The sequence below is a fragment of the Citrobacter sp. Cf132 genome (genome assembly GCF_030333885.1).
GTDB lineage: Bacteria > Pseudomonadota > Gammaproteobacteria > Enterobacterales > Enterobacteriaceae > Citrobacter > Citrobacter freundii.
In genome coordinates, this window is record NZ_JAOWFA010000057.1 from 735,330 (window position 1) to 760,310 (window position 24,981).

Below are 24,981 nucleotides of genomic sequence, written 5' to 3' on the forward strand. Positions count from 1 at the left end.
TCTGGTAGTTACTCTTGACGAGGAGAGCTTTTTGCCCCTAAAAATTGCCCAATGCGACTAACGGTCAAATAAATTGCCGATTTCTCTAAAAAAAATGATCAACGTGCCGATACACTGACAGGATATGTCAGCATTTTATATATAATTCATGTCAGGAAAACAGAAAAGTAGGTGCTTATGGCTGATTCAGCAAGGAGTTGCTCAGCAGAACGTTTAGTCGATATCCTAATAGAGCTACAAACTTGTGGCGTTGTGAATCGCTATCAGTTGATGAAGAAATTTAATATCACTGAACGAACGGTCTATCGTGATCTTAATATGCTTTCCTCCTTTATTGAGGGGTGTGGTGGCGGAGAGTATCGATTGATACCGATTCGAGCGCAGAATAATAGCGCCTATGCCCTTCATGATCCACTGGCAAAGCTGCTGGACGCCGACGCGGTTTTTCCTGACAGAGATGAGGATTTTTGGCTTAGCTTAGAGAAAAGAGCTGCAGAACAGCATGTTAGAGTTCAGTTTGGTCGTCCTGAGCATTCAGTCAGAAATGATTTGCGAAAGTATTTTAACTTATTAGAAAAAGCGATTCAGAAAAACAGCGTCTGTCATATTTTATATAAAGACAAAACGCGCACCGTTCATCCTTATAAATTAGCTAACCAGAAAAATATTTGGTATCTGCAGGCGACTGAGGACGGGAAACTAAAGTCTTTTTCGTTAAGTAAAATTCGGTGGTTGGATATCCGGAAAGAGCATTTTGCTGTCGATACACCCACACTGTCATTAATTGATGAGCATCGCGATCCTTGGGTGAGTGAAGAGACGTTTGAGGTGCGGGTGCGTATTAAACACAGTATTGCTGGCTACTTCTTAAGACGAGACTTACTGCCTCAGCAAGAATTGATTCGCGAAGAGAATGATGGCGTGACTTTGCTTTGCAAGGCAGCACATGAGAATCAAATTATTCCACTAATTCTATTCTGGTTACCGAATATAGAAATTCTGGAACCAGAATGGTTGAAAAAAACGGTCATCAACTTACTGCATAACTACATCACTGGCGATCGCGACTCAGTTCCTGTTCAGGAATGTGATGCGTAGCGGGTAACAACGACTTATTGCACAGGAGATTATTATCTATGGCATTACCATTCATTATTCTGGGCGTCGCGGCAGCGGCAACGGCGTTTGGCGGCAAAAAAGCTTATGATGGCTATCAGAAAAAATCGGAAGCTGATGATGTATTAGATCGCGCGCAGCGTCGCTTTGATAAGCATAAAGAGAGCTTTGATCTGGCAAATGAAACAACGTCGAAAAAACTGGCCGAACTGGGTGAAAAAGAGCTGGAAATCGGTAAAGATTTCAATGAGTTTAAAACGATTGCCGACGAACTGCTGGCGCGTATGGCGAAAGATGGGCATAAAGATCTTCGTCTGAAGGTACCACAGCATAACATCAATAAAATTCAGAACCTGGCGATTTCCGCCACGGAATACCTGACGACGGTCGTCGGAGCCGGGGTTTCTGGTGCTGCCGCTGGTTTTGCCGTGTACAGCGGCGTGATGGCGTTTGCCGCAGCTTCTACCGGTACGCCGATCGCCGCCCTGTCTGGTGCGGCGGCGTATAACGCCACAATGGCGGCGATTGGTGGTGGTTCCCTGGCCGCAGGTGGTTGGGGGATGGCGGGCGGCGCGATGGTGCTTGGCGGTGCAGTGGTGGCTCCGCTGATTGCTATTGCGGGCTGGGCTTACGATAGCCATGCCGAAAAGGCGCTTAACAATGCTTATCAAAGCTCCCGTGAAGTGACCGCGGCGGTGGAAAAAATGAATGCGGCTGAAGCGCAGCTGACGAAGGTGCAGCAGTATGTAAATAGCATTTATGAATCAATAACCCGTATGCATAGCGTCTTTATTCAGCATTACTTTGAGCCGCTGAAAGCGATGCACGCCATCATTGTTGAACGTCATGAGAAGAATATCACTACCGAGATTAGTGAGTCGGAAGAGATCATGGCGATTATCGACCATGGTTATGAATTAGCCGCCATCATGACCGACGTGATCACCACGCCGCTGTTCAAGCCGGTGACGCAGGAAAACGGTGAAGCCATTATCGAAGATGGGGTGATCCAACTGCAGACCGACAGCAATGGTATGAACCTGCTGAACAAAGAGATTCTGGACGAAAAACTGGCGGCTTCTGCTTCTGAGTTTGACGCATTTTCTTCTCGTATTTAATCGACTCGCCGGGCGAATCTGCCCGGCATTGCTATGGGCGAGCACAATGAACACAGCCAGGTTTGACTGGGGTGAAGAGTTACATCAGACGGTGGTCAAGAGTCTGACCACCTCTTTTGGGTTGGATTTTCTCTTGCTGGAGGATAAACACGGCGGCGATGTGAATACCATTCATAACGCTCGCGAGGGAGTGTATGCTACCGATGCTGAGCGTCAACGGTACGAGCAACGTGAAGGGTATGATTCTCATCATTACCATAGCCACGAAAACTACATTGCCACCAACCGGGCGGGAAAAAAGGCGCACGAGGCCGGTACGTTGACCGATACCTACACCGGTGAGAAATTTGCGGCTAATGATAAAAAGAACCTCGACCATATTATTGCCGCCCATGAAATTCACAACGATCCAGGGCGTATCCTTGCCGAATGCGATGGTGCCGATCTGGCTAATGATTCATCAAATCTGACCTTCACGAATGAGTCGCTGAATAAGGCGAAGAAGGCGAAAACGATGGATGCCTTCGTGCAAACGCTACAAGAACAGCATGCTGTGACCACGCAGGAAATTGCCCGTTTGCGCAGCCAGCCAACGCTTTCCGAGCAAGAGCAAAAACAACTGAATAAGCTGGAAAATAAAGCCGCCGCCGATTTTGAACGGATGAAAGAGGCCGACAAAAAGGCGCGGGCAAAATACAACAGTACGATCAATGGGGAATATTACACCAGCAGCAAGTTTGCGAAGAATGTCGCCACCGCCACAATGAACAATGCATTTCGCATGGGAACGCGGCAGATGTTGGGGCTGGTTCTGGCAGAGACCTGGTTTGAGTTCCGCGAGCGTATTCCCGTGATGTTTGAGAAGCATCGTCGTTCATTCGATGCCGGAGACTTCCTGCAAGATGCGGCGGAGGCATTACGCGCAGTCTGGCAGCGAGTGCAGGGTAAATTCAGCACTTTCCTGACGTCCTTTAAAGACGGTGCCATCGGTGGCGTGCTCTCCAGCATTACGACGACGCTCTTCAATATCTTCTTTACGACTAAGAAGATGATGGTGCGCCTGATTCGTGAGATGTGGAACAATTTGGTACAGGCCTTTAAAGTTATGGTCTTTAACCCTGAGGGGTTAACGCCGGGGCTGCTAGCTAAAGCGGTGAGCAAGCTGGTGGCTGCAGGTGTGGCCGTGGCTGCTGGAGTGGTGGTTAATGATGCTTTAGCCAAGATGCTCGTCTTTCCTTTTGGTCCGGAACTGGCCGCGTTCTGCGGTGCGCTGGCGACAGGTATTCTGACGCTGGTAATGAACTACTTCCTGGAACACAGCGCATTGATGAAAAAGGTCTGGGCGTTTCTGGATACGTTTAAAGATAAGTATCAAAAAGCACTAGAGTATTATCAGCAGGTGAATGTTGAACTCGATCGTTATCTACTGGAGCTTTCGGCGTTAGAGTTTGCTATTGATACGTCTGCGTTATCGCGTTTCTCGCTGCATCTTAACGCGGTGAATAGTGAAATTGAGCGCGGTTTGTTGCTGCGTGCAGAGGTTGAGCGCCGTAATATTACGCTACCGTTTGAATCAGGGAATACCCGCTCTGTGCGTAGCTGGTTAAGTAAGCTATGACGCTAACGCCCGCGTTTCCCTGTAACCAGTGCGGCGCTTGTTGCCGCCACGTCGATCGCGCCAGTGAAACGCAATTTCTAGATCGCGGTGATGGCATTTGTCAGCACTATCAGATGGAGACAAAGCTGTGTGCGATTTATGAAACACGTCCGCTTATTTGCCAGGTAGAGAAGCAGTATCAGCTTAACTACCAACAGCAATATAGCTGGCAGGAGTTCATTACGCTTAATCGTGAAGCGTGTTTAATTCTGGAGAAACTGTAGGACGGTGTGCTTCACGAAGGAGCCAGTGTCAATATGTACTCATTTTTGACGGTGTTGTGACGAGATGAGTTGAGACATTACGAAATAAAAAATCCACGCAATTGCGTGGATTTTTTAGCTTTTTGCGATTCTTATGAGATGTGTTGAGATCTCATGAGACAACAAATTTTATTTAGACGTTGAACAGGAAGTTCATGATATCGCCATCTTTGACGATATAGTCCTTACCTTCGGCACGCATTTTCCCAGCTTCTTTCGCACCTTGCTCACCTTTATAGGTGATGAAATCTTCAAACGCTATGGTTTGTGCGCGGATAAAGCCTTTCTCGAAGTCGGTATGGATTTTACCTGCTGCCTGCGGAGCCGTGGCACCGACAGGAATGGTCCATGCACGGACTTCTTTCACGCCAGCGGTGAAGTAGGTCTGCAGGTTCAGCAATTCGTAACCAGCACGGATAACGCGGTTCAGGCCTGGCTCTTCCAGACCCATTTCAGCCATGAATTCTTCACGATCAGCATCATCGAGTTCTGCGATGTCAGCTTCAACGGCAGCGCAAACGGCAACCACAACAGAACCTTCGGCAGCCGCGATTTCGCGCACTTTGTCGAGGTACGGGTTGTTCTCAAAACCGTCTTCGTTGACGTTAGCGATATACATGGTTGGCTTCAGGGTCAGGAAGCTCAGGTATTTGATGGCCGCTTTGTCTTCGTCAGTCAGCGTTTTCAGCGCGCGCAGCATGCCGGCGTTTTCCAGCTGTGGCAGGCATTTTTCCAGCGCAGCCAGTTCCGCTTTAGCGTCTTTGTCACCGCCTTTGGCCTTCTTCTGCACACGATGGATAGCACGCTCACAGGTATCCAGGTCAGACAGCGCCAGTTCGGTATTGATAACCTCGATGTCATCAGCCGGATCCACTTTGTTATTAACGTGGATGATGTTGTCGTTTTCAAAGCAACGCACCACGTGGCCGATAGCTTCGGTTTCACGGATGTTCGTCAGAAACTGGTTACCCAGACCTTCACCTTTGGACGCGCCTTTTACCAGACCTGCAATGTCGACGAATTCCATCGTGGTAGGCAGGATACGCTGTGGTTTGACGATTTCGGCCAGCTGATCCAGACGCGGATCGGGCATCGGGACAACACCGGTGTTCGGCTCGATAGTACAGAACGGGAAGTTTGCCGCTTCAATACCCGCTTTTGTGAGCGCGTTGAACAGGGTGGATTTGCCTACGTTTGGCAAACCGACGATACCGCATTTGAATCCCATGTTTAAATCACCTTAATCTTTTGATATTCAACCTGTTATGGAAAACAGATTGTAGAAATGTAAATAACTTTGCCTATTATACACAGCACGCGAGAAAAATGCCGCACATCACTGCTTATTGCGCTTTAAAGGTGTGTAACCGGCTCGTAGCTTTGGTCAGGCCATCTTTGAACAAAATCTCGGTACAACGTGCCGCTTCGTCAATCGCTTCATCAATTAACTTCTGTTCTGAAACAGGCGGTTTGCCTAAAACAAATCCGACAACTTTGTTTTTATCGCCCGGATGGCCAATTCCAACGCGTAAACGATGAAAGTTGGGGTTATTACCTAATTTGCTAATGATGTCTTTCAGGCCATTATGTCCGCCATGACCTCCGCCAAGCTTAAATTTGGCGACGCCAGGAGGCAGATCTAATTCATCGTGCGCGACCAAAATTTCATCTGGGTTGATACGATAAAAACTGGCCATCGCGCCGACGGCCTTGCCGCTAAGGTTCATAAATGTGGTCGGTACCAGCAGACGGACATCTTCACCTTCAAGCGTTACTCGGGAGGTGTAACCGAAGAATTTCGGCTCATCGCGCAGGGGGGCGCGTAATCTCTCTGCCAGTAGATCTACATACCATGCGCCTGCATTGTGTCGCGTTGCCGCATACTCTGCGCCGGGGTTCGCCAGGCCGACAATCAATTTAATCGCCACGTGTTTTGTCCTGAGTGTTTCGATAAACGACGTGTAGTTTACTGTCTGACGGTGCGCTTGACAAAAAACTGCGTGCTTATCGCCAAAAGCTGAATAATTGCACAAAGGAACTATTAGAAAATGAGTATGTTCAGTGGCTTATTTGTAAAGTTTTGTTGCATGAGTGTTTGTAATTGTGATCGCTCCCGCACTTGCGAACGGCAGTGTTGTCTATACTTTACACATAAGGATTAGGGGTATTCCCTGTAACAACCCAAAGTTCCGGAGGTGACACATGAAACGCAAAAACGCTTCGCTACTCGGTAACGTGCTCATGGCTTTAGGGTTGGTGGTAATGGTTGTGGGTGTGGGTTATTCAATTTTAAACCAGTTGCCGCAATTTAATCTGCCGCAGTTTTTCGCACATGGTGCGGTGCTCAGTATTTTTGTTGGCGGTATTCTCTGGTTAGCAGGTGCCAGAGTGGGTGGACACGAACAAATCAGTGACCGTTACTGGTGGGTACGTCATTATGACAAACGCTGCCGTCGTGGTGACACCAATCACCGTCATAACTAAATCCTCCCTCTGTTGAGAGGGCGGTGGTCAGAATGAAGAGCCCCGGTTATAAAACCAGGGCTCTGCTTGTTTATGATCATTGCTTAAACTGGATGCGACAGAATAAGAGAAGAATTATTCGAATAACCGGTAATGTAATGCTCTAATCGCGCTGTCTGCATCGTCAGCCGGTAACAGGATGCACAGGTTGTCGTTCGATGCTCCATGGCAAATCATTCGTACCGTATGCTCTTCAAGCCAGGCAAAAACGTCTTTGCAAACTCCCGCAGCCTGTGTGAGTTGATTCCCCACCAAAGTGACCAACGCCAGCCCGGTTTCCACTTCCACACGACAGTGGGAGGATAATGCGGTAAACAATGCGGTGGTCAGCACATGGTCTTCACCTGAGGTTGCATGAGTGGCGTCCAGCGCCAGCGCAATACTATTCTCTGAGGTTGTAACCAAATCCACCGTGACAGCGTGGCGAGCCAAAATGGCGAAGGACTGCGCCAGGAAAGAGCAGGAAGGTTGCTTCTCCAGACTGTGTAACCGCAACAGCGTCTGTTTACGACGCACGGCGAGCGCACGATAGCGAGGTGGATTATCGGTGGTGTTGTGCACCAACGTACCTCCGGCGGCAGTATCCTTACTTGAGCCAACAAAGACCGGAATGCTTTTACGCATTGCCGGGAGTAGCGTAGCCGGGTGGAGGACCTTCGCACCGTAGGCGGCCATATCGCTGGCCTCGGAAAATGAGATATGGTCGATTCGTTTGGCCCGCGGCGCAATGCGTGGGTCGGTGGTGTAGATCCCTGCGACGTCGGTCCAGATGTCAACGCGTGTGGCGTGAAGCGCCTCACCGAGAAGCGTAGCCGTGTAATCACTACCGCCGCGTCCAAGCGTTGTGGTGTGTCCTGCGGCATCACGCCCGATAAATCCCTGAGTCACCATAATCGCTTGCTCAAGACGAGGGCGCAGGTGAGTCTCCACCTGGTGGTGCAGTGTGCCAAGCTCGGGTTCGGCGCAGCCGAAGTTCGCGTTAGTACGCATCACGCAGCGGGCGTCAAACCACTCGGCCTCGGCCTGCCGTTCACGTAAGACTTCAGTAAACAGTAGTGAGGACATCAGCTCGCCATGGCTGACTAATTCATCGCTTAACGCATCAGACGGTGAAACCATCGCCGTTTGTGCAAGACGATGTATATTGTTGAGAAGATTATCGATTTCCGTGCTGATAACGGAAGGCTGCTTCAGGCGGGAAATAATGTTGTATTGGATGGCGCGTAAAGTCTCAAGCTTATCTAATTGTTGATGCGTTTCCAGACCTTCAGAAAGCTCGACCAGTAAGTTTGTCACGCCTGCTGAAGCAGACAAAACGACTAAACGGACATCTTGATCAGCAAGGACAATGCTGGCGCTTCGGTTCATCGCATCAAAATCAGCGACGCTGGTGCCGCCAAATTTGGCAACGACGGATGGTGGATAAATGCGAGTCATAACAATCTCATATCAGGGCGCCATAAAAGTATGGCTAGAAAATTTTCATTCTCGGCATAAGGGAACAAAGTTCACCTTACGAAATGTCCGCCCGCGAACATTTCTGCTGACAACCCAGGGTATACCTGTTGTCGATAACGAGTGTCGCCTGTACGCGTTACCGGGTGCTGCGCATTAATTTTATTTACAAAGCCTGCAAATAAGCGCGCCATACTAAGTGATTTATATTAAGGGATCGACTTTTTTATTCGATTTATAGGCAAATAAGTGAAAAATCATGTCGTAACAAGAAAGTGCCTACATTATTAATGGTAAAAACGTGTAAAAAAATAATAAAAACATGAAAATCTCATGGTTTTTATTACATTGTCTGCGTTGCAATTAGCGACAACATTGTTAATTAAATAGCTATATTTCTTTAGGATTTAGTAATGGTAGATAGTCTTTGTGCTTTGATTTTTAAAGGGAAAGTTGTTATTTCTGATGCAAAAAAATAAATGATTGAGTCCTAAGCTAAAACAACATATATTAGCCGCGCTTTTTTACAGGTAATCCTTATAACCATTTATTCAATCAGGCGTTAATCTACACCTGGTTGTAGGAGTGATATGATGACGGATAAAGTCCGTATTGATACTTTAAGTGCTAATTCATTACCACAGAGCAATGATACCTTTTTAGCAAGACAGGCTGAGTTTGAATCTAATGTCCGCAGCTATCCACGTAAACTGCCATTAGCAATCGCTAAAGCGCAGGGCGTCTGGATTACTGATGTAGAAAATAATCAATATCTTGATTGCCTGGCAGGTGCCGGAACCCTGGCGCTTGGTCATAATCATCCTGAAGTGCTGCAGAGCATTCAAAGTGTCATCACAAGCGGCTTACCGTTACATACGCTTGATCTTACTACCCCATTAAAAGATGAATTCTCATCATATTTACTTTCTTTATTACCGGGCCAGGGCAAAGAATATTGCCTGCAGTTCACCGGTCCGTCCGGTGCAGATGCTGTTGAAGCGGCGCTGAAGCTGGCGAAGAAAGTGACCGGCCGTTCCAGTATCATCAGTTTCTCCGGCGGCTACCACGGGATGACCCACGGCGCGCTGTCCGTGACCGGCAACCTGTCACCGAAAGAAGCCGTCAGCAACATGATGGCGGAAGTGCAGTTTATGCCATATCCGCATCAGTACCGCTGCCCGCTGGGTATCGGCGGGGACGCTGGCGTCAAAGCATTAACCTACTACTTCGAAAACCTGATCAACGACGTTGAAAGCGGCGTGCGTAAACCGGCTGCCGTAATCCTCGAAGCGGTGCAGGGCGAAGGTGGCGTGAATCCGGCTCCGGTCGAATGGCTGCAACGCATTCGTAAAGTAACCCAGGAACACGGCATTCTGCTTATCATCGATGAAGTTCAGGCTGGTTTCGCACGTACCGGTAAGCTGTTCGCTTTCGAACACGCTGGCATTGAGCCAGACATCATTGTGATGTCCAAAGCGGTTGGTGGCGGTCTGCCACTGGCGGTACTGGGCATTAAAAAGCAATTCGATGCGTGGGCTCCGGGCCACCACACTGGCACCTTCCGCGGCAACCAACTGGCGATGGCGACCGGTCTGACAACGCTGAAGATCCTCAAAGACGACAAGATTGCCGATAAAGTTGCCGCCCAGGGCGAGTGGCTGAAAGGCAAACTGACTGACCTGCAGAAACGCTACCCGGTTATCGGCCAGGTGCGTGGTCTGGGCCTGATGATCGGCCTGGAAATCGTGAATCCGAACGAAGCGCAGGATCATATGGGTTGCTACCCGGCTGATGGCGAGCTGTCTGCGTTGCTGCAGAAGAAATGCTTCGAAAACGGGCTGATTCTGGAGCGTGGTGGCCGCAACGGCTGCGTGCTGCGTCTGCTGCCGTCTCTGCTGATCACCAACGCTGAGCTGGAAATTTTCCTCGATAAATTCGAAAACGCCCTGCTGGGCGCTGGCGTGAAGCCGGTTTAAACGGAGTTGGATCGAATGTCAGACGTAAACCCGATTCTGTCCGGCTCGGCGCAAAGCATCGCCGCCTATCAGGACGCTATCGAGCAGAGTACGCAAGCGGTCGTTGAATGGTTGAAGCAGCCTGAGATGTATCAGGGCAAAACCGTTGAACAACTGCGTGAACGTATCAACCTGAATTTTACGTCTCAGGGCCTGGGCAACCAGGCCGCTATTGAGCGTGCGGTTGAATACTTTCTCAAAGACAGCCTGTTGGTTCACCATCCTCAGTGCGTGGCGCACCTGCACTGCCCAAGCCTGGTGATTAGCCAGGCGGCGGAAGTGCTGATCAACGCCACTAACCAGAGTATGGACTCCTGGGACCAAAGCCCGTCGGCCACGATCATTGAGATCAAACTGATCGAATGGCTACGTGAGCAGGTGGGTTATGCGGCAGGCGATGCCGGCGTGTTCACCAGCGGCGGCACCCAGAGCAACCTGATGGGCCTGATGCTGGCGCGCGACGCCTTCTTTGCTCGCCTGGGACATTCCATTCAGCAAGATGGTCTGACCGGTGATCTGAGCAAAATTAAAGTGTTCTGCTCTGAAAGCGCGCACTTCTCCGTGCAGAAGAACATGGCGTTAATGGGGCTGGGCTACCGCTCCGTCACCCAGGTGAAGACCGATGCGTTTTCACGCATGGATCTGGCTGACCTGAAAGACAAGCTGGCCCAGGCGAAAGCCAACGGTGAGCAGGTGATGGCCATTGTTGCGACGGCTGGTACGACAGATGCGGGCGCCATCGATCCGTTAGCGGATATTGCGGCGCTGGCGGCAGAACATCAGATCTGGATGCACGTGGATGCGGCATGGGGCGGGGCGTTACTGCTTTCTGAGCAGTATCGTCACTTCCTCAACGGCCTTGAGCTGGCAGATTCCGTGACACTGGATTTCCACAAGCAGTTCTTCCAGACCATCAGTTGCGGTGCGTTCCTGTTAAAAGATGCGCGCCACTACGAGCTGATGCGTTACCAGGCGGCGTACCTGAACTCTGATTTCGATGAAGAGGCTGGCGTACCAAACTTGGTATCGAAGTCGCTGCAGACCACGCGTCGTTTCGATGCGCTGAAGTTGTGGATGGGCCTCGAAGCGCTGGGCAAAAAGCAGTATGCCGAAATCATTGATAATGGCGTAACGCTGGCGCGTGATGTTGCTGAGTTTGTCAAAAACCAGTCGCATCTTGAACTGGTGATGGAACCACAGCTGGCAAGCGTGCTGTTCCGCTTCCGTCCTGAAAGCGACGATATGGCGTTCGTTGCGCTGCTGAACCAGCGTATTGGCGACGTGCTGCTGGCTTCAGGTAGCGCCAACGTCGGCGTGACTGAAGCGGATGGCATCACCTGCCTGAAGCTGACGCTGCTGAACCCGACGGTGTGCCTGGAAGATGTGAAAGTCCTGCTGGCCAGCGTGAAGGCAACGGCATTGAGCATTTTAAGCGCGTAATTGCCCGGTGGCACTGCGTTTATCGGGCCTACGGGGTCGGCGCAACGTTTGGGTTTTGTAGGCCGGATAAGAGAAGCGCATCCGGCAATAAAAAGGCTCCCATTCACGGGAGCCTTTTTGCTATTTAATATCCGCTAAAGCGGCGTCTTTATTCGGGAAGAATGCCAGACGACCGGGAATCGGCTGAATACCGGCGCGCGCCATGGTGCGCAGCGGCTGAAATTCCAGGTTAGATACCCGCAGCTCGCAGCCTTCAGGCAGCTTTTTCACAAAGCGCTGGAAAGCGTCCAGACCACCGGCATCCAGTACCGGGACCGCGTCCCACTTCAAGACTACGATGCGTTTACCTTCAATACGCGACTCGAGATCGGTAAATAATCCTTCCGCCGCGGCAAAGAATAGCGGGCCAATGACGCGCAACACCAGCACATCGTCCGGTACGTCAACGTTAACCGGCGCCAGACGCGTCATGCGCGCAATACGACGCATAAACAGTAGAGATGCAAGAACGATACCGACGCTGATGGCGATAACCATATCGAACAGCACCGTCAGCGACATACACATCAGCATGACGATGATGTCGTCTTTCGGCGCATGACGCAGCAAATCCACCACTTTATGCGCTTCACTCATGTTCCATGCCACCATTAGCAGCAGGGCGGCCATGGCGGAAAGCGGTAACCAGGAAAGCAGCGGTGCAAGCACCAGCAGGGCAAGGATCACCAGAATCGCATGGATAACCGCTGAGATTGGCGAGGTTGCACCCGCGCGGACGTTTGCCGCAGAACGGGCAATTGCCGCCGTGGCGGTGATACCGCCAAAGAACGGTGCGACGATGTTGCCCAGTCCCTGACCAATCAGTTCACTGTTAGCTTTGTGTTTGGTGCCGGTCATCCCATCGAGTACGACGGCGCACAGCAGAGATTCGATCGCCCCGAGCATTGCCATCGAGAAGGCTGCCGGTAACAGCGCCTGTAACGAGCTCCAGCTCAGAGTAAAGTTTGACTCTGGCATATTCCACGGTAATACCAGTTGCGGCAGCAACTGTGGGATACCATTGCCCTGCGAGCCGTCAGCCAGAATATAGTGAAACTGAGATCCGATGGTGGCGACATGGCCGCCGGTCAGGTTCACGATACCCATTACCGCACAACCTGCCAGTAGTGCGGGAAGGTGGCCCGGTAATCGGATACCCAGACGCGGCCAGAAAATCAGGATCCCCAGTGTCACCACGCCAATCGCGGCATCACCCACGTTGATGGTCGGCAAGGCCATAAATAGCGCGCCCACCTTCTGCAAATAGTGCTCTGGCACGTGGGTCATTTGCAGGCCGAGAAAATCTTTAATCTGCATGGTACCGATGGTGATACCGATACCTGAGGTAAAACCTAACGTCACGGAGACCGGAATATATTCGATCAAACGACCAAAGCGGGCGAGGCCGAAAAGGATCAGGAATATCCCGGACATGAGCGTGGCAACCAGCAGGCCTGCCAGCCCAAACTGTTGCGACACCGGATACAGAATCACCACGAAGGCGGCGGTTGGGCCAGATACGCTAAAGCGCGAGCCCCCGGTAAGGGCGATAACAATCCCAGCAACGGCTGAGGTATACAGACCGTACTGCGGAGCAACGCCACTGCCTATTGCCAGCGCCATCGCCAGTGGAATGGCAATGATCCCAACCGTTATCCCGGCGATCAGGTCGCGGGTGAAGCGGGAAGCAGTATATTTTTCTTTCCAACAAGCGTCGATGAGGGCGCGGAAAGGCATCACATGTGAGGAAAATAATCTGTTCACAATAATGTTTCATCCATGGGCGCATCATCTGTCAACTGAATGGCAGGTGAAGGAGGCAAAAGTCATACAAATAAATATTACAGATAAAAAAACCCGCCGCAGCGGGTTTTTGAGCCGGGCTCGATTAATGCTCGAACATAGCAGAGATGGATTCTTCGTTGCTGATACGACGAATCGCTTCGGCCAGCATACCCGACAGGGTCAATGTACGCACGTTTGGCAGTGCTTTGATTTCGTCAGTCAGTGGAATGGTGTCACAGACAACGACTTCATCAATAACAGAGTTGCGCAGGTTGTTTGCCGCATTACCTGAGAAGATCGGGTGGGTTGCGTAAGCAAATACGCGTTTTGCACCACGTTCTTTCAGTGCTTCTGCTGCTTTGCACAGCGTACCGCCGGTATCGATCATGTCATCAACCAGCACGCAGTCACGACCTGCAACGTCACCAATAATGTGCATCACCTGAGAAACGTTCGCACGCGGGCGACGTTTGTCGATGATAGCCATATCGGTATCGTTCAGCAGTTTAGCGATAGCGCGGGCACGCACGACGCCACCGATATCTGGAGAAACCACAATTGGGTTGTCCAGGTTCAGCTGCAGCATGTCTTCTAACAGGATCGGGCTACCGAATACGTTATCAACCGGTACATCGAAGAAGCCCTGGATCTGTTCAGCATGCAGGTCAACGGTGAGGACGCGGTCAACGCCAACGCTGGACAGGAAATCAGCGACGACTTTAGCGGTAATCGGTACACGAGCGGAACGTACGCGACGATCCTGACGAGCATAGCCGAAGTAAGGAATAACGGCGGTGATACGGCCTGCGGAAGCACGGCGCAGCGCATCAACCATAACGACCAATTCCATCAGGTTGTCGTTAGTAGGGGCACAAGTGGACTGGATGATGAAAATATCACCACCGCGTACATTTTCATTAATTTGTACGCTGACTTCGCCGTCGCTAAAGCGACCTACAGCGGCGTCGCCGAGTGAAGTGTACAGGCGGTTGGCAATACGTTGTGCTAGTTCCGGGGTGGCGTTACCAGCAAAAAGCTTCATATCAGGCACGAGAAGAACCTCAGGCATGCGTCCATTGGTGGAAAGAATCTGCCGAAAACTGTGCGGGCCAGGCAGTATCCTCTCCATGCGGTGTATTAAAGAGCGCGATGCAACGTCTGGAACAGGGTGACGTTGTCACCGCAACTCAGCTTGCCCGGCTTACTCGTTATCCTTCGTGTTTCATGTTCGTTGGCATCAATTCCTCACATCAGTCACATACTTTTGTATGCTCCTGGCGGTTCGTCATTTCGCCATCTTCCTGAAACCAGAAGGATTTAGAGTAACGCTCTGTGCAATGGGGAGAGGTTGACGCCTTTCGCCACAAAGCCTTTGAGCCATTCCGGGGCTTGCTCAAGCACCTGGCGAGCACGAGACTCAGTGTCAAATTCAGCAAAGACACAAGCCCCTGTACCAGTCAGGCGCGACGGCGCGTATTCTAACAGCCAGGAAAGCGCCGCATCAACCTCGCGAAAACGTTTTCTTGCGATAACCTCGCAATCATTGCCGAATTCACATTTTAGTAACGTTTTTATTGACCTTTTTGGCGTGTTGCGCGGGAGGTCGGGATCGTTAAAAATCACCGGTGTCGGAATGCTGACTCCCGGGTGAGCAACCAGATACCACTTTTCTTCAGGCTCGACCGGCGTCAGAATTTCTCCTACGCCTTCGGCAAAGGCCGCATGGCCGCGCACGAACACGGGAACATCCGCTCCTAGGGTTAAACCGAGTGCCGCCAGTTCATCAATCGAAAGTCCACACTGCCAGAGATGGTTCAGCGCCACCAGAACGGTTGCCGCATTTGATGAACCACCGCCAAGACCGCCGCCCATCGGCAGGCGTTTGTCGATACTGATGTCCGCACCGCTCCCTTTGGGAAGGCGATTGCTTTCAGATGCCACCTTCATCAGCAAACGTGCCGCACGGACGATCAGGTTGTCTTCGTGCGCAACGCCTTCCACCGGGGTTAACAGGCGGATTTCGCCGTCGCCACGCAGCGCAATATCTATCGTGTCGCCATAATCAAGAAACTGAAATAGCGTTTGCAGCGAATGGTAACCGTCCGTACGTTGCCCGGTGATGTATAAAAACAGATTCAGTTTTGCCGGAGAGGGCCAATGAGTCATCATTTCACAATCCAGTTATCCATTTTTAGCTTAATACGCTGGGAGCCGTCCGACAGCTCCATGTTTGCCGGCATCGCTGGCTGCGTTTTGCTGTCGTAGGCGCTATAGACCACTTTCCAGCTTTTACCGTCTTTGCTGTAGTTCACTTCACTTAGACGATATTGATCATCGAGTTTGTAATCGGTGGCATCTCCCGGCAGACCCAGGATCCACTGGCGCAGGCTATTCAATGGGATAGGCATGCCGGTCAGTTTGCCGATCATCTCTTCAGCGTCGTCGGCGGTGTAGTGCTTACCTTTGTTATCGACAAGTTCAACGTTGCCCGGCTGCGCGTTGAGTTCCAGTTCCGTGCTGCCCAGCGGGTTGGTCAGCAGCAGACGATAGCGATCCTGACCGGTTTGCTGCCAGAAAAAGCGGGCATACACTTTCTGTTGATCGGAGATATAAGCGAACGCACCGCGCGTCTGATATTGGTTCAGGGCGCGTACTTCCTGCTGGTGCTGGCGCCACTGCGGGGAATCGGGGCTTTTGCCGGGACCTTTCGGCGCGTTGAGGGTACAGGCACTAAGAACCAGGGCCGCAAGGGGCAGCAGGCGAATCAGGCGAAAATCAGGCAGGGTCATAATGATGACAAATCCTTGAGATACGTTGCAGTTATAACTCTCAATGCTAGCGCCACCATCTGACATCGTCTACGTTCAAGTTATCTTAAATCGCTTAAATTTGTGCACTAAGCTATTACTCCAAAAGGGGTCAGTCTCTTTTATTGACCGCACGCATCCTGTATGATGCACCCAGTCTAACCTTATCAACGCTGGTACTATTCCCGCACACATGACCCTTTTAGCGCTTGGTATTAACCATAAAACGGCACCTGTATCGCTGCGAGAACGCGTAACGTTTTCGCCGGATACGCTCGATCAGGCGCTGGACAGCCTGCAAGCGCTGCCAATGGTGCAGGGCGGGGTAGTGCTGTCGACGTGTAACCGCACAGAGATTTACCTCAGCGTGGAAGAGCAGGATAACCTGCGAGAAGCGCTGATTCGCTGGCTGTGCGAATACCATAACCTCAATGAAGAAGACCTGCGAAATAGCCTGTACTGGCACCAGGACAACGACGCAGTCAGTCATTTGATGCGCGTTGCCAGTGGTCTGGATTCACTGGTGCTCGGTGAACCGCAAATTTTGGGGCAGGTGAAAAAAGCATTTGCGGATTCGCAAAAAGGCCACCAGAACGCCAGTGCGCTGGAGCGCATGTTCCAGAAATCATTCTCTGTTGCTAAACGTGTACGTACAGAAACTGACATCGGTGCCAGCGCCGTGTCGGTGGCGTTTGCCGCCTGTACTCTGGCGCGGCAGATATTTGAATCGCTCTCAACGGTAACCGTGCTGTTAGTCGGTGCGGGCGAAACCATCGAACTGGTAGCGCGACACTTGCGCGAGCATAAAGTGAAGAAGATGATCATCGCCAACCGTACGCGCGAGCGTGCGCAGGTGCTGGCGGATGAAGTCGGCGCCGAGGTGATTTCACTGAGTGATATCGACGCACGTTTGCAGGATGCCGATATCATTATCAGTTCTACTGCCAGTCCGCTGCCGATTATCGGTAAAGGAATGGTGGAACGCGCGCTTAAAAACCGCCGCAATCAGCCTATGTTGCTGGTGGATATCGCCGTACCGCGCGATGTCGAGCCGGAAGTGGGTAAATTGTCTAACGCCTATCTGTACAGCGTTGATGACCTGCAAAGCATCATTTCGCATAACCTTGCCCAGCGCAAAGCGGCGGCGGTGGAAGCCGAAACGATTGTGGAGCAGGAAGCCAGCGAGTTTATGGCCTGGCTACGCGCCCAGGGCGCAAGCGACACTATCCGCGAGTATCGCAGTCAGTCAGAACAGATCCGTGATGAACTGACCGCTAAAGCGTTGGCCGCTCTTCAACAGGGCGGTGATGCGCAAGCCATTATGCAGGATTTGGCCTGGAAACTGACCAACCGCCTGATCCATGCACCAACCAAATCACTTCAACAGGCTGCCCGTGACGGGGATAGTGAACGCCTGAATATTCTGCGCGACAGCCTCGGGCTGGAGTAGCAGCACACCAATCTTATTTTTTACAGGGTGCATTTACGCCTATGAAGCCTTCTATCGTTGCCAAACTGGAAGCCCTGCATGAACGCCATGAAGAAGTTCAGGCGCTGCTCGGTGATGCGGGTACTATCGCAGACCAGGATCGCTTTCGTGCGCTGTCGCGCGAATATGCGCAATTAAGCGATGTCTCTCGCTGTTTTACGGACTGGCAACAGGTTCAGGAAGATATCGAGACGGCTCAGATGATGCTCGACGATCCTGAAATGCGTGAAATGGCGCAGGATGAACTGCGCGAAGCAAAAGAGAAATGCGAGCAACTGGAACAGCATCTGCAGGTCCTGCTGTTACCTAAAGACCCCGATGACGAACGTAACGCCTTCCTCGAAGTGCGTGCGGGAACCGGTGGTGATGAAGCGGCGCTGTTTGCCGGCGATCTTTTCCGCATGTACAGCCGTTATGCTGAATCGCGTCGCTGGCGGGTAGAGATCATGAGCGCCAGCGAAGGCGAACATGGCGGGTTTAAAGAAGTCATTGCCAAGATTAGCGGCGAAGGCGTTTACGGGCGACTGAAGTTTGAGTCCGGCGGCCATCGCGTGCAGCGCGTACCTGCGACGGAATCGCAGGGGCGTATTCATACTTCTGCCTGTACGGTCGCTGTCATGCCGGAACTGCCGGATGCCGAACTGCCGGATATCAACCCGGCCGATCTGCGTATTGATACCTTCCGTTCATCAGGCGCGGGCGGTCAGCACGTTAACACCACCGACTCCGCAATCCGTATTACCCACTTACCGACCGGTATCGTGGTGGAATGCCAGGACGAACGTTCACAGCATAAAAACAAAGCCAAAGCGATGTCGGTGCTGGGGGCGCGAATTCGTGCCGCCGAAGTGGCAAGACGTCAACAGGCGGAAGCCTCTGAACGTCGTAACCTGTTGGGCAGCGGCGATCGCAGCGATCGTAACCGCACCTATAACTTCCCGCAGGGTCGTGTGACCGATCACCGCATTAACCTGACGCTCTACCGTCTGGATGAAGCGATGGAAGGCAAACTGGATATGCTGATTGAGCCGATTGTCCAGGAATACCAGGCCGACCAACTGGCGGCGTTGTCCGAGCAGGATTAATGGATTATCAGCACTGGCTGCGTGAAGCGATAAGCCAATTACAGGCAAGCGAAAGCCCGCGCCGCGACGCCGAGATTTTACTCGAGTTTGTCACCGGTAAGGGGCGCACCTTTATTCTGGCGTTCGGCGAAACGGTGTTAACCGAGGCGCAGCGTCAACGGCTCGATACATTACTGGAACGCCGTCAGCGGGGTGAGCCGGTGGCACATCTGACCGGCGTGCGCGAGTTCTGGTCGCTGCCGCTGTTTGTCTCTCCGGCTACGCTTATTCCACGCCCGGATACTGAGTGTCTTGTTGAGCAGGCGCTGGCTCGTCTGCCTGCCTCTGCGTGTCGTATTCTCGATTTGGGAACCGGTACGGGCGCCATCGCGCTGGCGCTGGCAACTGAGCGTCCGGATTGCGCGGTGACCGCGGTTGACCGCATGCCCGATGCCGTGGCGCTGGCAACTCGCAACAAACAGCATCTGGCCATCGACAATGTTTGCGTGCTGCAAAGCGACTGGTTCAGTGCTTTGCAGGGGCAGCAGTTTGACATGATTGTCAGCAATCCGCCGTATATCGACGAACAGGACCCGCACCTGGCGCTTGGCGATGTACGTTTTGAGCCGCTATCGGCACTGGTGGCGGGCGAGCAGGGTATGGCGGATATCGTGCATATCATTGACGAGTCTCGACACATGCTAACGCCCGGCGGCTATTTGTTGCTGGAGCACGGCTGGCAGCAAGGACAGGCAGTCCGTGACGCCTATACTCATGCCGGTTACCAGGCGGTTGAAACCTGCCGCGACTATGGCGGCAACGAGCGAATTACGCTTGGACGCATCCCATCATGAGTACTTTCAGCGTGTTACTCAACGTCCATCTCATCAGCATTGCGCTTTCAGTTGGTCTGTTAACGCTGCGTTTTTGGTGGCGTTACACCGACTCGCGCCTTGCCTGCGCGCGCTGGACGCGCATCGTGCCGCCGGTTGTCGATACCGTTTTATTACTCAGCGGCATAGCGTTAATGGTTAAAGCGCACATCCTGCCATTCACTGAGCACGGGACATGGCTGACTGAAAAGCTGTTTGGGGTTATCATTTACATCGTTTTGGGTTTTATTGCGCTCGATTATCGTCGGGCGCGCAGTCAGCAGGCGCGATTAGTCGCATTTCCGCTGGCGCTGGTGGTGCTGTACATCATCATTAAACTCGCCACCACAAAAATACCGTTACTGGGGTAAGCATGAGGTCGTTAGCTGATTTCGAATTTAATAAAGCGCCATTGTGTGATGGGATGATCCTGGCGTCGGAGTCTATCCGTCTGGATTTTCCAACACAAACTGTGTATGACGAACTGGAACGTCTGGTTAGTCTGGCGCAAGAAGAAATTAGCCAGCTCCTGTCTCAGGATGAGCAACTGGAAAAACTGCTGGCACTTTTTTACGGCGAATGGGGGTTTACGGATACCCACGGCGTCTATCGTCTTTCTGATGCATTATGGCTTGATAAGGTACTGAAAAATCGTCAGGGCAGCGCTGTATCTCTGGGCGCTATCTTGTTGTGGATTGCCAACCGACTGGAGCTACCGCTGGTGCCGGTGATTTTCCCGACACAACTCATCCTGCGTATTGAATCGCTCGATGGCGAAATGTGGCTAATCAATCCGTTTAATGGCGAAACGTTAAATGAGCACACGCTGGAAGTGTGGCTGAAGGGGAATATCAGCCCGGTCGCGGAGCTGTTTAACGAAGACCTGGATGAGGCGGATAATGCAGAAGTAATCCGCAAGCTGCTCGACACGCTGAAATCATCGCTGATGGAAGAGCGGCAAATGGAGCTGGCGCTGCGTGCCAGCGAAGCACTATTACAGTTTAATCCTGAAGACCCGTATGAAATACGCGATCGTGGATTAATCTACGCGCAGCTCGAGTGTGAACATGTTGCGCTGACCGATTTAAGTTATTTCGTTGAGCAGTGTCCGGAAGACCCGATCAGCGAAATGATTCGTGCGCAGATTAATACTATTTCGCACAAGCAAATTGTATTGCATTGATTAATGACACTTTACCTACCGTTTAAGGCGATCCTATGAAACAAAAAGTGGTTAGCATTGGCGACATCAACGTGGCAAATGACCTGCCGTTCGTGCTGTTTGGCGGAATGAACGTGCTGGAATCCCGCGATCTGGCGATGCGCATTTGTGAGCACTACGTAACCGTTACTCAAAAGCTGGGTATCCCTTACGTGTTCAAAGCCTCCTTTGATAAAGCCAACCGTTCTTCCATCCACTCTTACCGTGGACCGGGCCTTGAAGAAGGGATGAAAATCTTCCAGGAACTGAAGCAGACTTTTGGCGTAAAAGTGATCACCGACGTTCACGAAGCCAGCCAGGCGCAGCCTGTTGCTGACGTGGTGGATGTGATTCAGCTGCCGGCATTCCTCGCGCGTCAGACCGATCTGGTGGAAGCGATGGCGAAAACCGGTGCCGTTATCAACGTGAAGAAACCGCAGTTCGTAAGCCCTGGCCAGATGGGCAATATTGTGGATAAATTCCATGAAGGTGGTAACGATAAAGTTATTCTGTGCGACCGTGGCGCGAACTTTGGTTATGACAACCTGGTTGTGGACATGCTGGGCTTCAGCGTGATGAAGAAAGTCTCCGGAAACTCACCAGTGATTTTTGACGTTACCCATGCGCTGCAATGCCGTGATCCGTTTGGCGCAGCAAGCGGCGGTCGTCGTGCGCAGGTTACCGAACTGGCTCGCGCCGGTATGGCGGTAGGTCTGGCAGGTCTGTTTATTGAAGCGCATCCGGATCCAGCCAATGCGAAATGCGATGGCCCATCCGCGCTGCCGCTGGCGAAACTGGAACAGTTCCTGACGCAGATTAAAGCGATTGATGACCTGGTGAAAAGCTTCGACGAGCTGGATACCGAGAACTAATTCATTTTGTGTGCCTGATAGAGCTTGCGCTTATCAGGTATACGAAAGGAAATAAGAAGCCGGACCCCGACAAGTTATGTCGGTGTCCGGCTTTTTTCATCAGGCAAATATCGTCATCAGATAGGCGATAAACAGCGCCAGATGTGCCGCACCGTTAAGCACATTGGTGCGTCCGGTGGAGAAAGAGATATGGCACAGTACCAGTGAAGAAACCATCACAATCATCTCTGGCGCGCCCAGCGCAAACACCAAATCATTCCCGGTTGCCCATGCGATCAGCGTCACCACTGGTACGGTCAGTGAAATAGTGGCTAATACTGAACCGAAGAACAAATTCATCGCCCGCTGTACCTGATTGCTCAGAACCGCTTTCAGCGCGCCCAGCCCTTCAGGAGAGAGGATGAGTAACGCGACCAGGAAACCGGTAAAGGCCACTGGGGCATTCAGTTCAGTCAGCAATGTCTCCAGAGGGCTGGCGTTCATCTTGGTTACGGCGATAACGGCGATCAGATGAATGATAAGCCAGGCGGCGTGCCACATATTGCTGTGTGCTGACGGCTTGCCGTGATGCGGGTCGTCATCGTCGCCTTCATCTTCATGCTCGTAAATGAACAGGCTTTGGTGCGTTTTGGTTTGGATTAGTAAAAATACGCCGTACATCGCTGCAGAAATTAACGCGACCAACAACGCCTGCGCAGTGGTGAAATTAGCGCCCGGTAGAGCCATTGGGAACACCAGGACAATAATGGCCAGTGGGAACAGGGCAATTAAATACTGTTTAATACCAAACAGGTTCATATACTGAGTAGCAAATTTACGGCCACCCAACAGTAATGAAAAACCGACCAGACCGCCGGTGACGATCATAATGATTGAATACAGCGTGTCGCGCATGAGGGTAGGCGCAGCATCACCGGTCGCCATTAATGCGGAGATTAAGCTGACTTCGAGAATAACGACGGACAGGCTGAGGATCAGCGACCCGTAGGGCTCGCCAAGTCGATGCGCTAATACATCCGCATGACGGACAACGCTGAATGCGCTGCTTAATATACCAATAAGGGCCAGCGCATTAATACCGATGACCACTGGTAGTGACTGACTGCTCCCCCAGAAGAACAGGACTACCAGCGCCAAAATCGGGAAGACGAGAGAGGTCTCCTTGTGGCGGGTTTTTACCGCCTCATGTACTTGTGTCATTGAACTAATTCTCCATCTCTGCAGGTATTTATAATTATAAAAGTATTAAAGAATGTAAAAAATAACAGATCTTTCGGTATTTCCGATCCGATTTTACGTAATTTTACGGCATGGACCAATTTTTGCATCAAAGCGAATAAAATTGCATATCTTGTTTATAGAATATTTAAATAACAAAGCATTAGGCTTTAGCGTCAACAAAAATTGCTGATAATCCTGATACAAATGATAGTGCAGGACGTACCAACGCGAGAGGATATAAAATGCCGTTGACGCTTTGCTGGCTTGCAAGCGAGCGGTGAATTGCCTATTGTCCAGCTATTGGTTTCAAAATGAGCAGTAAAAAAGCCCGGAAGGCGTCAAAAAAGTTGTCGCAGGGAAGCAGCAGTGGCGGAGGTGTAAGGTGTTAACGCGTGATTTTTTATTGAATGCTGACTGTAAGACGGCATTTGGTGCTATTGAAGAATCACTACTCTGGTCAGCGGAACAACGGGCAGCCTCACTGGCCGCCACGCTCGCTTGCCGACCAGATGATGGACCGGTGTGGATCTTCGGTTATGGATCGTTGATGTGGAATCCGGCCTTAGAGTTTGATGAGTCCTGTACCGGGACGTTAGTCGGCTGGCACCGCGCTTTTTGCCTGCGCCTGACGGCGGGGCGAGGAACGGCGGGTCAGCCAGGACGTATGCTGGCCTTGAAAGAGGGCGGACGCACTACTGGTGTAGCCTACCGTTTGCCGAATGCGTCGCTGGAACAAGAGCTCTCTTTGCTGTGGAAGCGTGAAATGATCACCGGATGCTATCTGCCCACCTGGTGCCAGTTAGCGCTGGATGATGGTCGGACGGTGAACGCGCTGGTCTTTATTATGGATCCGCGTCATCCGCTGTTTGAGTCAGACACGCGCGCACAGGTGATTGCGCCGCTTATCGCCGCGGCGAGCGGACCTTTAGGCACCAACGCCCAGTATTTGTTCTCGCTGGAACAAGAGCTGGTCAAGTTGGGAATGCAGGATGACTGTCTTAACGATCTGGTGATCACGGTCAAACGATTGTTGGGAGAGAATCTGCCGGAAGGCGTTATGCGGCCAGGGTTTGCCTGAATCCAGCCGGGAACTGAATGCCCGAAAGCCAGGCGCTTTTCGGGCAATTAACGCTTAGGCTGCAATATAACTTATTGAATGCTCTAGCGACTGGCTGTGGCTGTCGATCAGCACATTCCAGATGCCGGTATAGGGCACGGTCAACCATGCGTTGTCACGATCCTGCACGCTTAAGATGTCGGACTGCGTGTCTTTGACGTGATTTTTCTCGCTCATCAGATGGATGTGACAGCGCTCGGAACAGCGCACAACCACCGTATCGCCACCAAATAACTTTAAACTTGCCTTCACTAATGCCATTTTTCACCCCGTTCTTGAAAACAACGTACTTTCTGTCGAAAGTGCTGCGTGATGTTGTTCACATTTCACTCATTGCATAACACCAAAGGGGGAGCAACGGGATGCTGATTTTGATCAAAAAATGGCATAACGATTAAACAAAAGTGACAAAATCCCTCAAAAGGATTGAAAGGGCGTGCTAACGTTCAACGAAACCGCGCCCATCTACGATTAAATCCGGAAATTATCGACACTTTCAGTGTGCTTGCCTGAAAGCGGTGTATCAGAAGGTCAGTACTTTATCTGCAGCCAGCGTCCATTGAGCCAGTTCAACCAGCGTGCCGACGGCTACTCCGTCAATTAACGGCAGCGTGGTGATTCCACGGCCATCGGTGCAGGTTTTGCACAGTTTTACCGGCACATTTTGCGCCGTAAGAATCTCCAGCATTTGCTGAATATTGTATCCTTCCGCAGGTTTTTGACCACGCAATCCCGCGGTTACCGCGTCCGACATTAAAAACAAACGCAGGTCGAGATCTCCTTCCTGCTCGCGCAAGGCGATAGCCAGACGTAGGCTGTTAAATAACGATTCGCTTCCATAGGCTGCACCGTTCGCGACGATCACTATCTTTTGCATTTTTACTCCTTTTGCTGCATGTGAGCGTTAAAAACTGACACATATGTTAC

At 51.5% G+C, this 24,981-nt stretch carries 24 protein-coding genes; 14 read left to right on the forward strand and 10 right to left on the reverse strand.

The annotated features are described in order from the left end of the window. The first annotated feature begins 177 nt into the window (after positions 1-177). The 4 genes from OGV85_RS16955 to OGV85_RS16970 are packed head-to-tail and all read left to right on the forward strand — an operon-like array spanning position 178 to position 4,115. On the forward strand, positions 178-1,098 hold the full coding sequence (locus tag OGV85_RS16955; RefSeq protein ID WP_032949433.1) for a helix-turn-helix transcriptional regulator: 921 nt from the start codon (positions 178-180) through the stop codon (positions 1,096-1,098). A 38-nt stretch (positions 1,099-1,136) separates the two neighbouring features. Continuing rightward, entirely contained in the window at positions 1,137-2,234 is a 1,098-nt protein-coding gene (locus OGV85_RS16960) for a hypothetical protein (RefSeq protein WP_061548556.1), read from the forward strand. 46 nt (positions 2,235-2,280) lie between these two features. Beyond that, positions 2,281-3,852 (forward strand): cobalamin adenosyltransferase, encoded by a 1,572-nt coding sequence (locus tag OGV85_RS16965; protein WP_181522797.1) that lies wholly within the window; start codon positions 2,281-2,283, stop codon positions 3,850-3,852. Continuing rightward, positions 3,849-4,115 carry a YkgJ family cysteine cluster protein gene (locus OGV85_RS16970; RefSeq protein WP_003020821.1) on the forward strand — a complete coding sequence of 89 codons (267 nt, stop codon included), beginning with the start codon at positions 3,849-3,851 and terminating at the stop codon, positions 4,113-4,115. Before OGV85_RS16965 ends, OGV85_RS16970 begins: the two co-directional genes overlap by 4 nt. Before the next feature lie 172 nt (positions 4,116-4,287). Here the strand turns inward: OGV85_RS16970 and ychF are convergent, their stop codons facing one another. Together ychF and pth are read right to left on the reverse strand one after the other, a co-directional pair. After that, positions 4,288-5,382, reverse strand: coding sequence for a redox-regulated ATPase YchF (gene ychF / locus OGV85_RS16975; protein WP_003020818.1), 1,095 nt, complete (start codon positions 5,380-5,382; stop codon positions 4,288-4,290). A gap of 115 nt (positions 5,383-5,497) precedes the next feature. Next, positions 5,498-6,082, reverse strand: a complete 585-nt coding sequence (gene pth, locus OGV85_RS16980; RefSeq protein WP_003020814.1) for an aminoacyl-tRNA hydrolase — start codon at positions 6,080-6,082, stop codon at positions 5,498-5,500. Positions 6,083-6,356: 274 nt separating this feature from the next. Here pth and ychH point away from each other — a divergent pair, with 274 nt between their 5' ends. After that, positions 6,357-6,638, forward strand: a complete 282-nt coding sequence (gene ychH, locus OGV85_RS16985; protein ID WP_003020810.1) for a stress-induced protein YchH — start codon at positions 6,357-6,359, stop codon at positions 6,636-6,638. Between the two features lie 114 nt (positions 6,639-6,752). Here ychH and lysC read toward each other — a convergent pair whose 3' ends face one another. Then, on the reverse strand, positions 6,753-8,114 hold the full coding sequence (gene lysC, locus OGV85_RS16990; RefSeq protein ID WP_003020806.1) for a lysine-sensitive aspartokinase 3: 1,362 nt from the start codon (positions 8,112-8,114) through the stop codon (positions 6,753-6,755). Between the two features lie 608 nt (positions 8,115-8,722). On the opposite strand from lysC, the gene OGV85_RS16995 reads away from it, so the two are divergent. Both OGV85_RS16995 and OGV85_RS17000 read left to right on the forward strand, forming a co-directional pair. Then, on the forward strand, positions 8,723-10,108 hold the full coding sequence (locus OGV85_RS16995) for a diaminobutyrate--2-oxoglutarate transaminase (protein WP_003020802.1): 1,386 nt from the start codon (positions 8,723-8,725) through the stop codon (positions 10,106-10,108). Between the two features lie 15 nt (positions 10,109-10,123). Continuing rightward, positions 10,124-11,587, forward strand: coding sequence for a pyridoxal phosphate-dependent decarboxylase family protein (locus OGV85_RS17000; RefSeq protein WP_061548118.1), 1,464 nt, complete (start codon positions 10,124-10,126; stop codon positions 11,585-11,587). A gap of 120 nt (positions 11,588-11,707) precedes the next feature. Here the strand turns inward: OGV85_RS17000 and dauA are convergent, their stop codons facing one another. The 4 genes from dauA to lolB all read right to left on the reverse strand — a co-directional run bounded on the left by dauA (position 11,708) and on the right by lolB (position 16,200). Then, on the reverse strand, positions 11,708-13,390 hold the full coding sequence (gene dauA / locus OGV85_RS17005) for a C4-dicarboxylic acid transporter DauA (protein ID WP_003020797.1): 1,683 nt from the start codon (positions 13,388-13,390) through the stop codon (positions 11,708-11,710). Positions 13,391-13,514: 124 nt separating this feature from the next. Beyond that, the gene (gene prs, locus OGV85_RS17010; protein ID WP_001518537.1) at positions 13,515-14,462 is read right to left on the reverse strand and encodes a ribose-phosphate diphosphokinase; all 948 of its coding nucleotides are present in this window, start codon (positions 14,460-14,462) and stop codon (positions 13,515-13,517) included. Between the two features lie 266 nt (positions 14,463-14,728). Then, positions 14,729-15,580 (reverse strand): 4-(cytidine 5'-diphospho)-2-C-methyl-D-erythritol kinase, encoded by an 852-nt coding sequence (ispE, locus tag OGV85_RS17015; protein ID WP_044700194.1) that lies wholly within the window; start codon positions 15,578-15,580, stop codon positions 14,729-14,731. After that, entirely contained in the window at positions 15,577-16,200 is a 624-nt protein-coding gene (gene lolB, locus OGV85_RS17020) for a lipoprotein insertase outer membrane protein LolB (protein ID WP_003020792.1), read from the reverse strand. The genes ispE and lolB overlap by 4 nt, the downstream gene beginning before the upstream one ends. A gap of 211 nt (positions 16,201-16,411) precedes the next feature. Here lolB and hemA point away from each other — a divergent pair, with 211 nt between their 5' ends. The 6 genes from hemA to kdsA are packed head-to-tail and all read left to right on the forward strand — an operon-like array spanning position 16,412 to position 21,716. Further along, the gene (gene hemA, locus OGV85_RS17025; RefSeq protein WP_003020789.1) at positions 16,412-17,668 is read left to right on the forward strand and encodes a glutamyl-tRNA reductase; all 1,257 of its coding nucleotides are present in this window, start codon (positions 16,412-16,414) and stop codon (positions 17,666-17,668) included. 41 nt (positions 17,669-17,709) lie between these two features. Next, positions 17,710-18,792 (forward strand): peptide chain release factor 1, encoded by a 1,083-nt coding sequence (gene prfA / locus OGV85_RS17030; protein WP_003020786.1) that lies wholly within the window; start codon positions 17,710-17,712, stop codon positions 18,790-18,792. Next, positions 18,792-19,625 carry a peptide chain release factor N(5)-glutamine methyltransferase gene (gene prmC / locus OGV85_RS17035; protein ID WP_032949424.1) on the forward strand — a complete coding sequence of 278 codons (834 nt, stop codon included), beginning with the start codon at positions 18,792-18,794 and terminating at the stop codon, positions 19,623-19,625. Before prfA ends, prmC begins: the two co-directional genes overlap by 1 nt. Next, the gene (gene sirB2 / locus OGV85_RS17040; protein ID WP_003020779.1) at positions 19,622-20,014 is read left to right on the forward strand and encodes an invasion regulator SirB2; all 393 of its coding nucleotides are present in this window, start codon (positions 19,622-19,624) and stop codon (positions 20,012-20,014) included. Before prmC ends, sirB2 begins: the two co-directional genes overlap by 4 nt. Positions 20,015-20,016: 2 nt before the next feature. Beyond that, positions 20,017-20,826, forward strand: a complete 810-nt coding sequence (gene sirB1, locus OGV85_RS17045; protein WP_061548117.1) for an invasion regulator SirB1 — start codon at positions 20,017-20,019, stop codon at positions 20,824-20,826. A gap of 35 nt (positions 20,827-20,861) precedes the next feature. Next, positions 20,862-21,716 carry a 3-deoxy-8-phosphooctulonate synthase gene (gene kdsA / locus OGV85_RS17050; RefSeq protein WP_003020772.1) on the forward strand — a complete coding sequence of 285 codons (855 nt, stop codon included), beginning with the start codon at positions 20,862-20,864 and terminating at the stop codon, positions 21,714-21,716. Between the two features lie 99 nt (positions 21,717-21,815). On the opposite strand, the gene chaA is transcribed toward kdsA, so the two are convergent. Next, positions 21,816-22,916 (reverse strand): sodium-potassium/proton antiporter ChaA, encoded by a 1,101-nt coding sequence (chaA, locus tag OGV85_RS17055; RefSeq protein ID WP_003020769.1) that lies wholly within the window; start codon positions 22,914-22,916, stop codon positions 21,816-21,818. 403 nt (positions 22,917-23,319) lie between these two features. On the opposite strand from chaA, the gene OGV85_RS17060 reads away from it, so the two are divergent. Further along, positions 23,320-24,015 carry a gamma-glutamylcyclotransferase gene (locus tag OGV85_RS17060; protein WP_003020766.1) on the forward strand — a complete coding sequence of 232 codons (696 nt, stop codon included), beginning with the start codon at positions 23,320-23,322 and terminating at the stop codon, positions 24,013-24,015. A gap of 54 nt (positions 24,016-24,069) precedes the next feature. Here the strand turns inward: OGV85_RS17060 and OGV85_RS17065 are convergent, their stop codons facing one another. After that, positions 24,070-24,315, reverse strand: a complete 246-nt coding sequence (locus OGV85_RS17065) for a DUF1883 domain-containing protein (protein WP_003020763.1) — start codon at positions 24,313-24,315, stop codon at positions 24,070-24,072. 262 nt (positions 24,316-24,577) lie between these two features. Continuing rightward, positions 24,578-24,931, reverse strand: coding sequence for a DsrE/DsrF/TusD sulfur relay family protein (locus OGV85_RS17070; protein ID WP_003020761.1), 354 nt, complete (start codon positions 24,929-24,931; stop codon positions 24,578-24,580). Between the last annotated feature and the right edge of the window lie 50 nt (positions 24,932-24,981).

Excerpts from the sequence above, each read along its gene's own strand:
- chaA (WP_003020769.1), bottom strand. The coding sequence starts at position 22,916 with ATGACACAAGTACATGAGGCGGTAAAAACCCGCCACAAGGAGACCTCT.
- prfA (WP_003020786.1), top strand. The coding sequence starts at position 17,710 with ATGAAGCCTTCTATCGTTGCCAAACTGGAAGCCCTGCATGAACGCCAT.
- ychH (WP_003020810.1), top strand. The coding sequence starts at position 6,357 with ATGAAACGCAAAAACGCTTCGCTACTCGGTAACGTGCTCATGGCTTTA.
- OGV85_RS16965 (WP_181522797.1), top strand. The coding sequence starts at position 2,281 with ATGAACACAGCCAGGTTTGACTGGGGTGAAGAGTTACATCAGACGGTG.
- OGV85_RS16960 (WP_061548556.1), top strand. The coding sequence starts at position 1,137 with ATGGCATTACCATTCATTATTCTGGGCGTCGCGGCAGCGGCAACGGCG.
- OGV85_RS17065 (WP_003020763.1), bottom strand. The coding sequence starts at position 24,315 with ATGGCATTAGTGAAGGCAAGTTTAAAGTTATTTGGTGGCGATACGGTG.
- hemA (WP_003020789.1), top strand. The coding sequence starts at position 16,412 with ATGACCCTTTTAGCGCTTGGTATTAACCATAAAACGGCACCTGTATCG.
- lolB (WP_003020792.1), bottom strand. The coding sequence starts at position 16,200 with ATGACCCTGCCTGATTTTCGCCTGATTCGCCTGCTGCCCCTTGCGGCC.
- OGV85_RS16955 (WP_032949433.1), top strand. The coding sequence starts at position 178 with ATGGCTGATTCAGCAAGGAGTTGCTCAGCAGAACGTTTAGTCGATATC.
- OGV85_RS17070 (WP_003020761.1), bottom strand. The coding sequence starts at position 24,931 with ATGCAAAAGATAGTGATCGTCGCGAACGGTGCAGCCTATGGAAGCGAA.
- ychF (WP_003020818.1), bottom strand. The coding sequence starts at position 5,382 with ATGGGATTCAAATGCGGTATCGTCGGTTTGCCAAACGTAGGCAAATCC.
- OGV85_RS17000 (WP_061548118.1), top strand. The coding sequence starts at position 10,124 with ATGTCAGACGTAAACCCGATTCTGTCCGGCTCGGCGCAAAGCATCGCC.
- prmC (WP_032949424.1), top strand. The coding sequence starts at position 18,792 with ATGGATTATCAGCACTGGCTGCGTGAAGCGATAAGCCAATTACAGGCA.
- ispE (WP_044700194.1), bottom strand. The coding sequence starts at position 15,580 with ATGATGACTCATTGGCCCTCTCCGGCAAAACTGAATCTGTTTTTATAC.
- OGV85_RS16970 (WP_003020821.1), top strand. The coding sequence starts at position 3,849 with ATGACGCTAACGCCCGCGTTTCCCTGTAACCAGTGCGGCGCTTGTTGC.
- kdsA (WP_003020772.1), top strand. The coding sequence starts at position 20,862 with ATGAAACAAAAAGTGGTTAGCATTGGCGACATCAACGTGGCAAATGAC.
- lysC (WP_003020806.1), bottom strand. The coding sequence starts at position 8,114 with ATGACTCGCATTTATCCACCATCCGTCGTTGCCAAATTTGGCGGCACC.
- sirB2 (WP_003020779.1), top strand. The coding sequence starts at position 19,622 with ATGAGTACTTTCAGCGTGTTACTCAACGTCCATCTCATCAGCATTGCG.
- sirB1 (WP_061548117.1), top strand. The coding sequence starts at position 20,017 with ATGAGGTCGTTAGCTGATTTCGAATTTAATAAAGCGCCATTGTGTGAT.
- OGV85_RS16995 (WP_003020802.1), top strand. The coding sequence starts at position 8,723 with ATGATGACGGATAAAGTCCGTATTGATACTTTAAGTGCTAATTCATTA.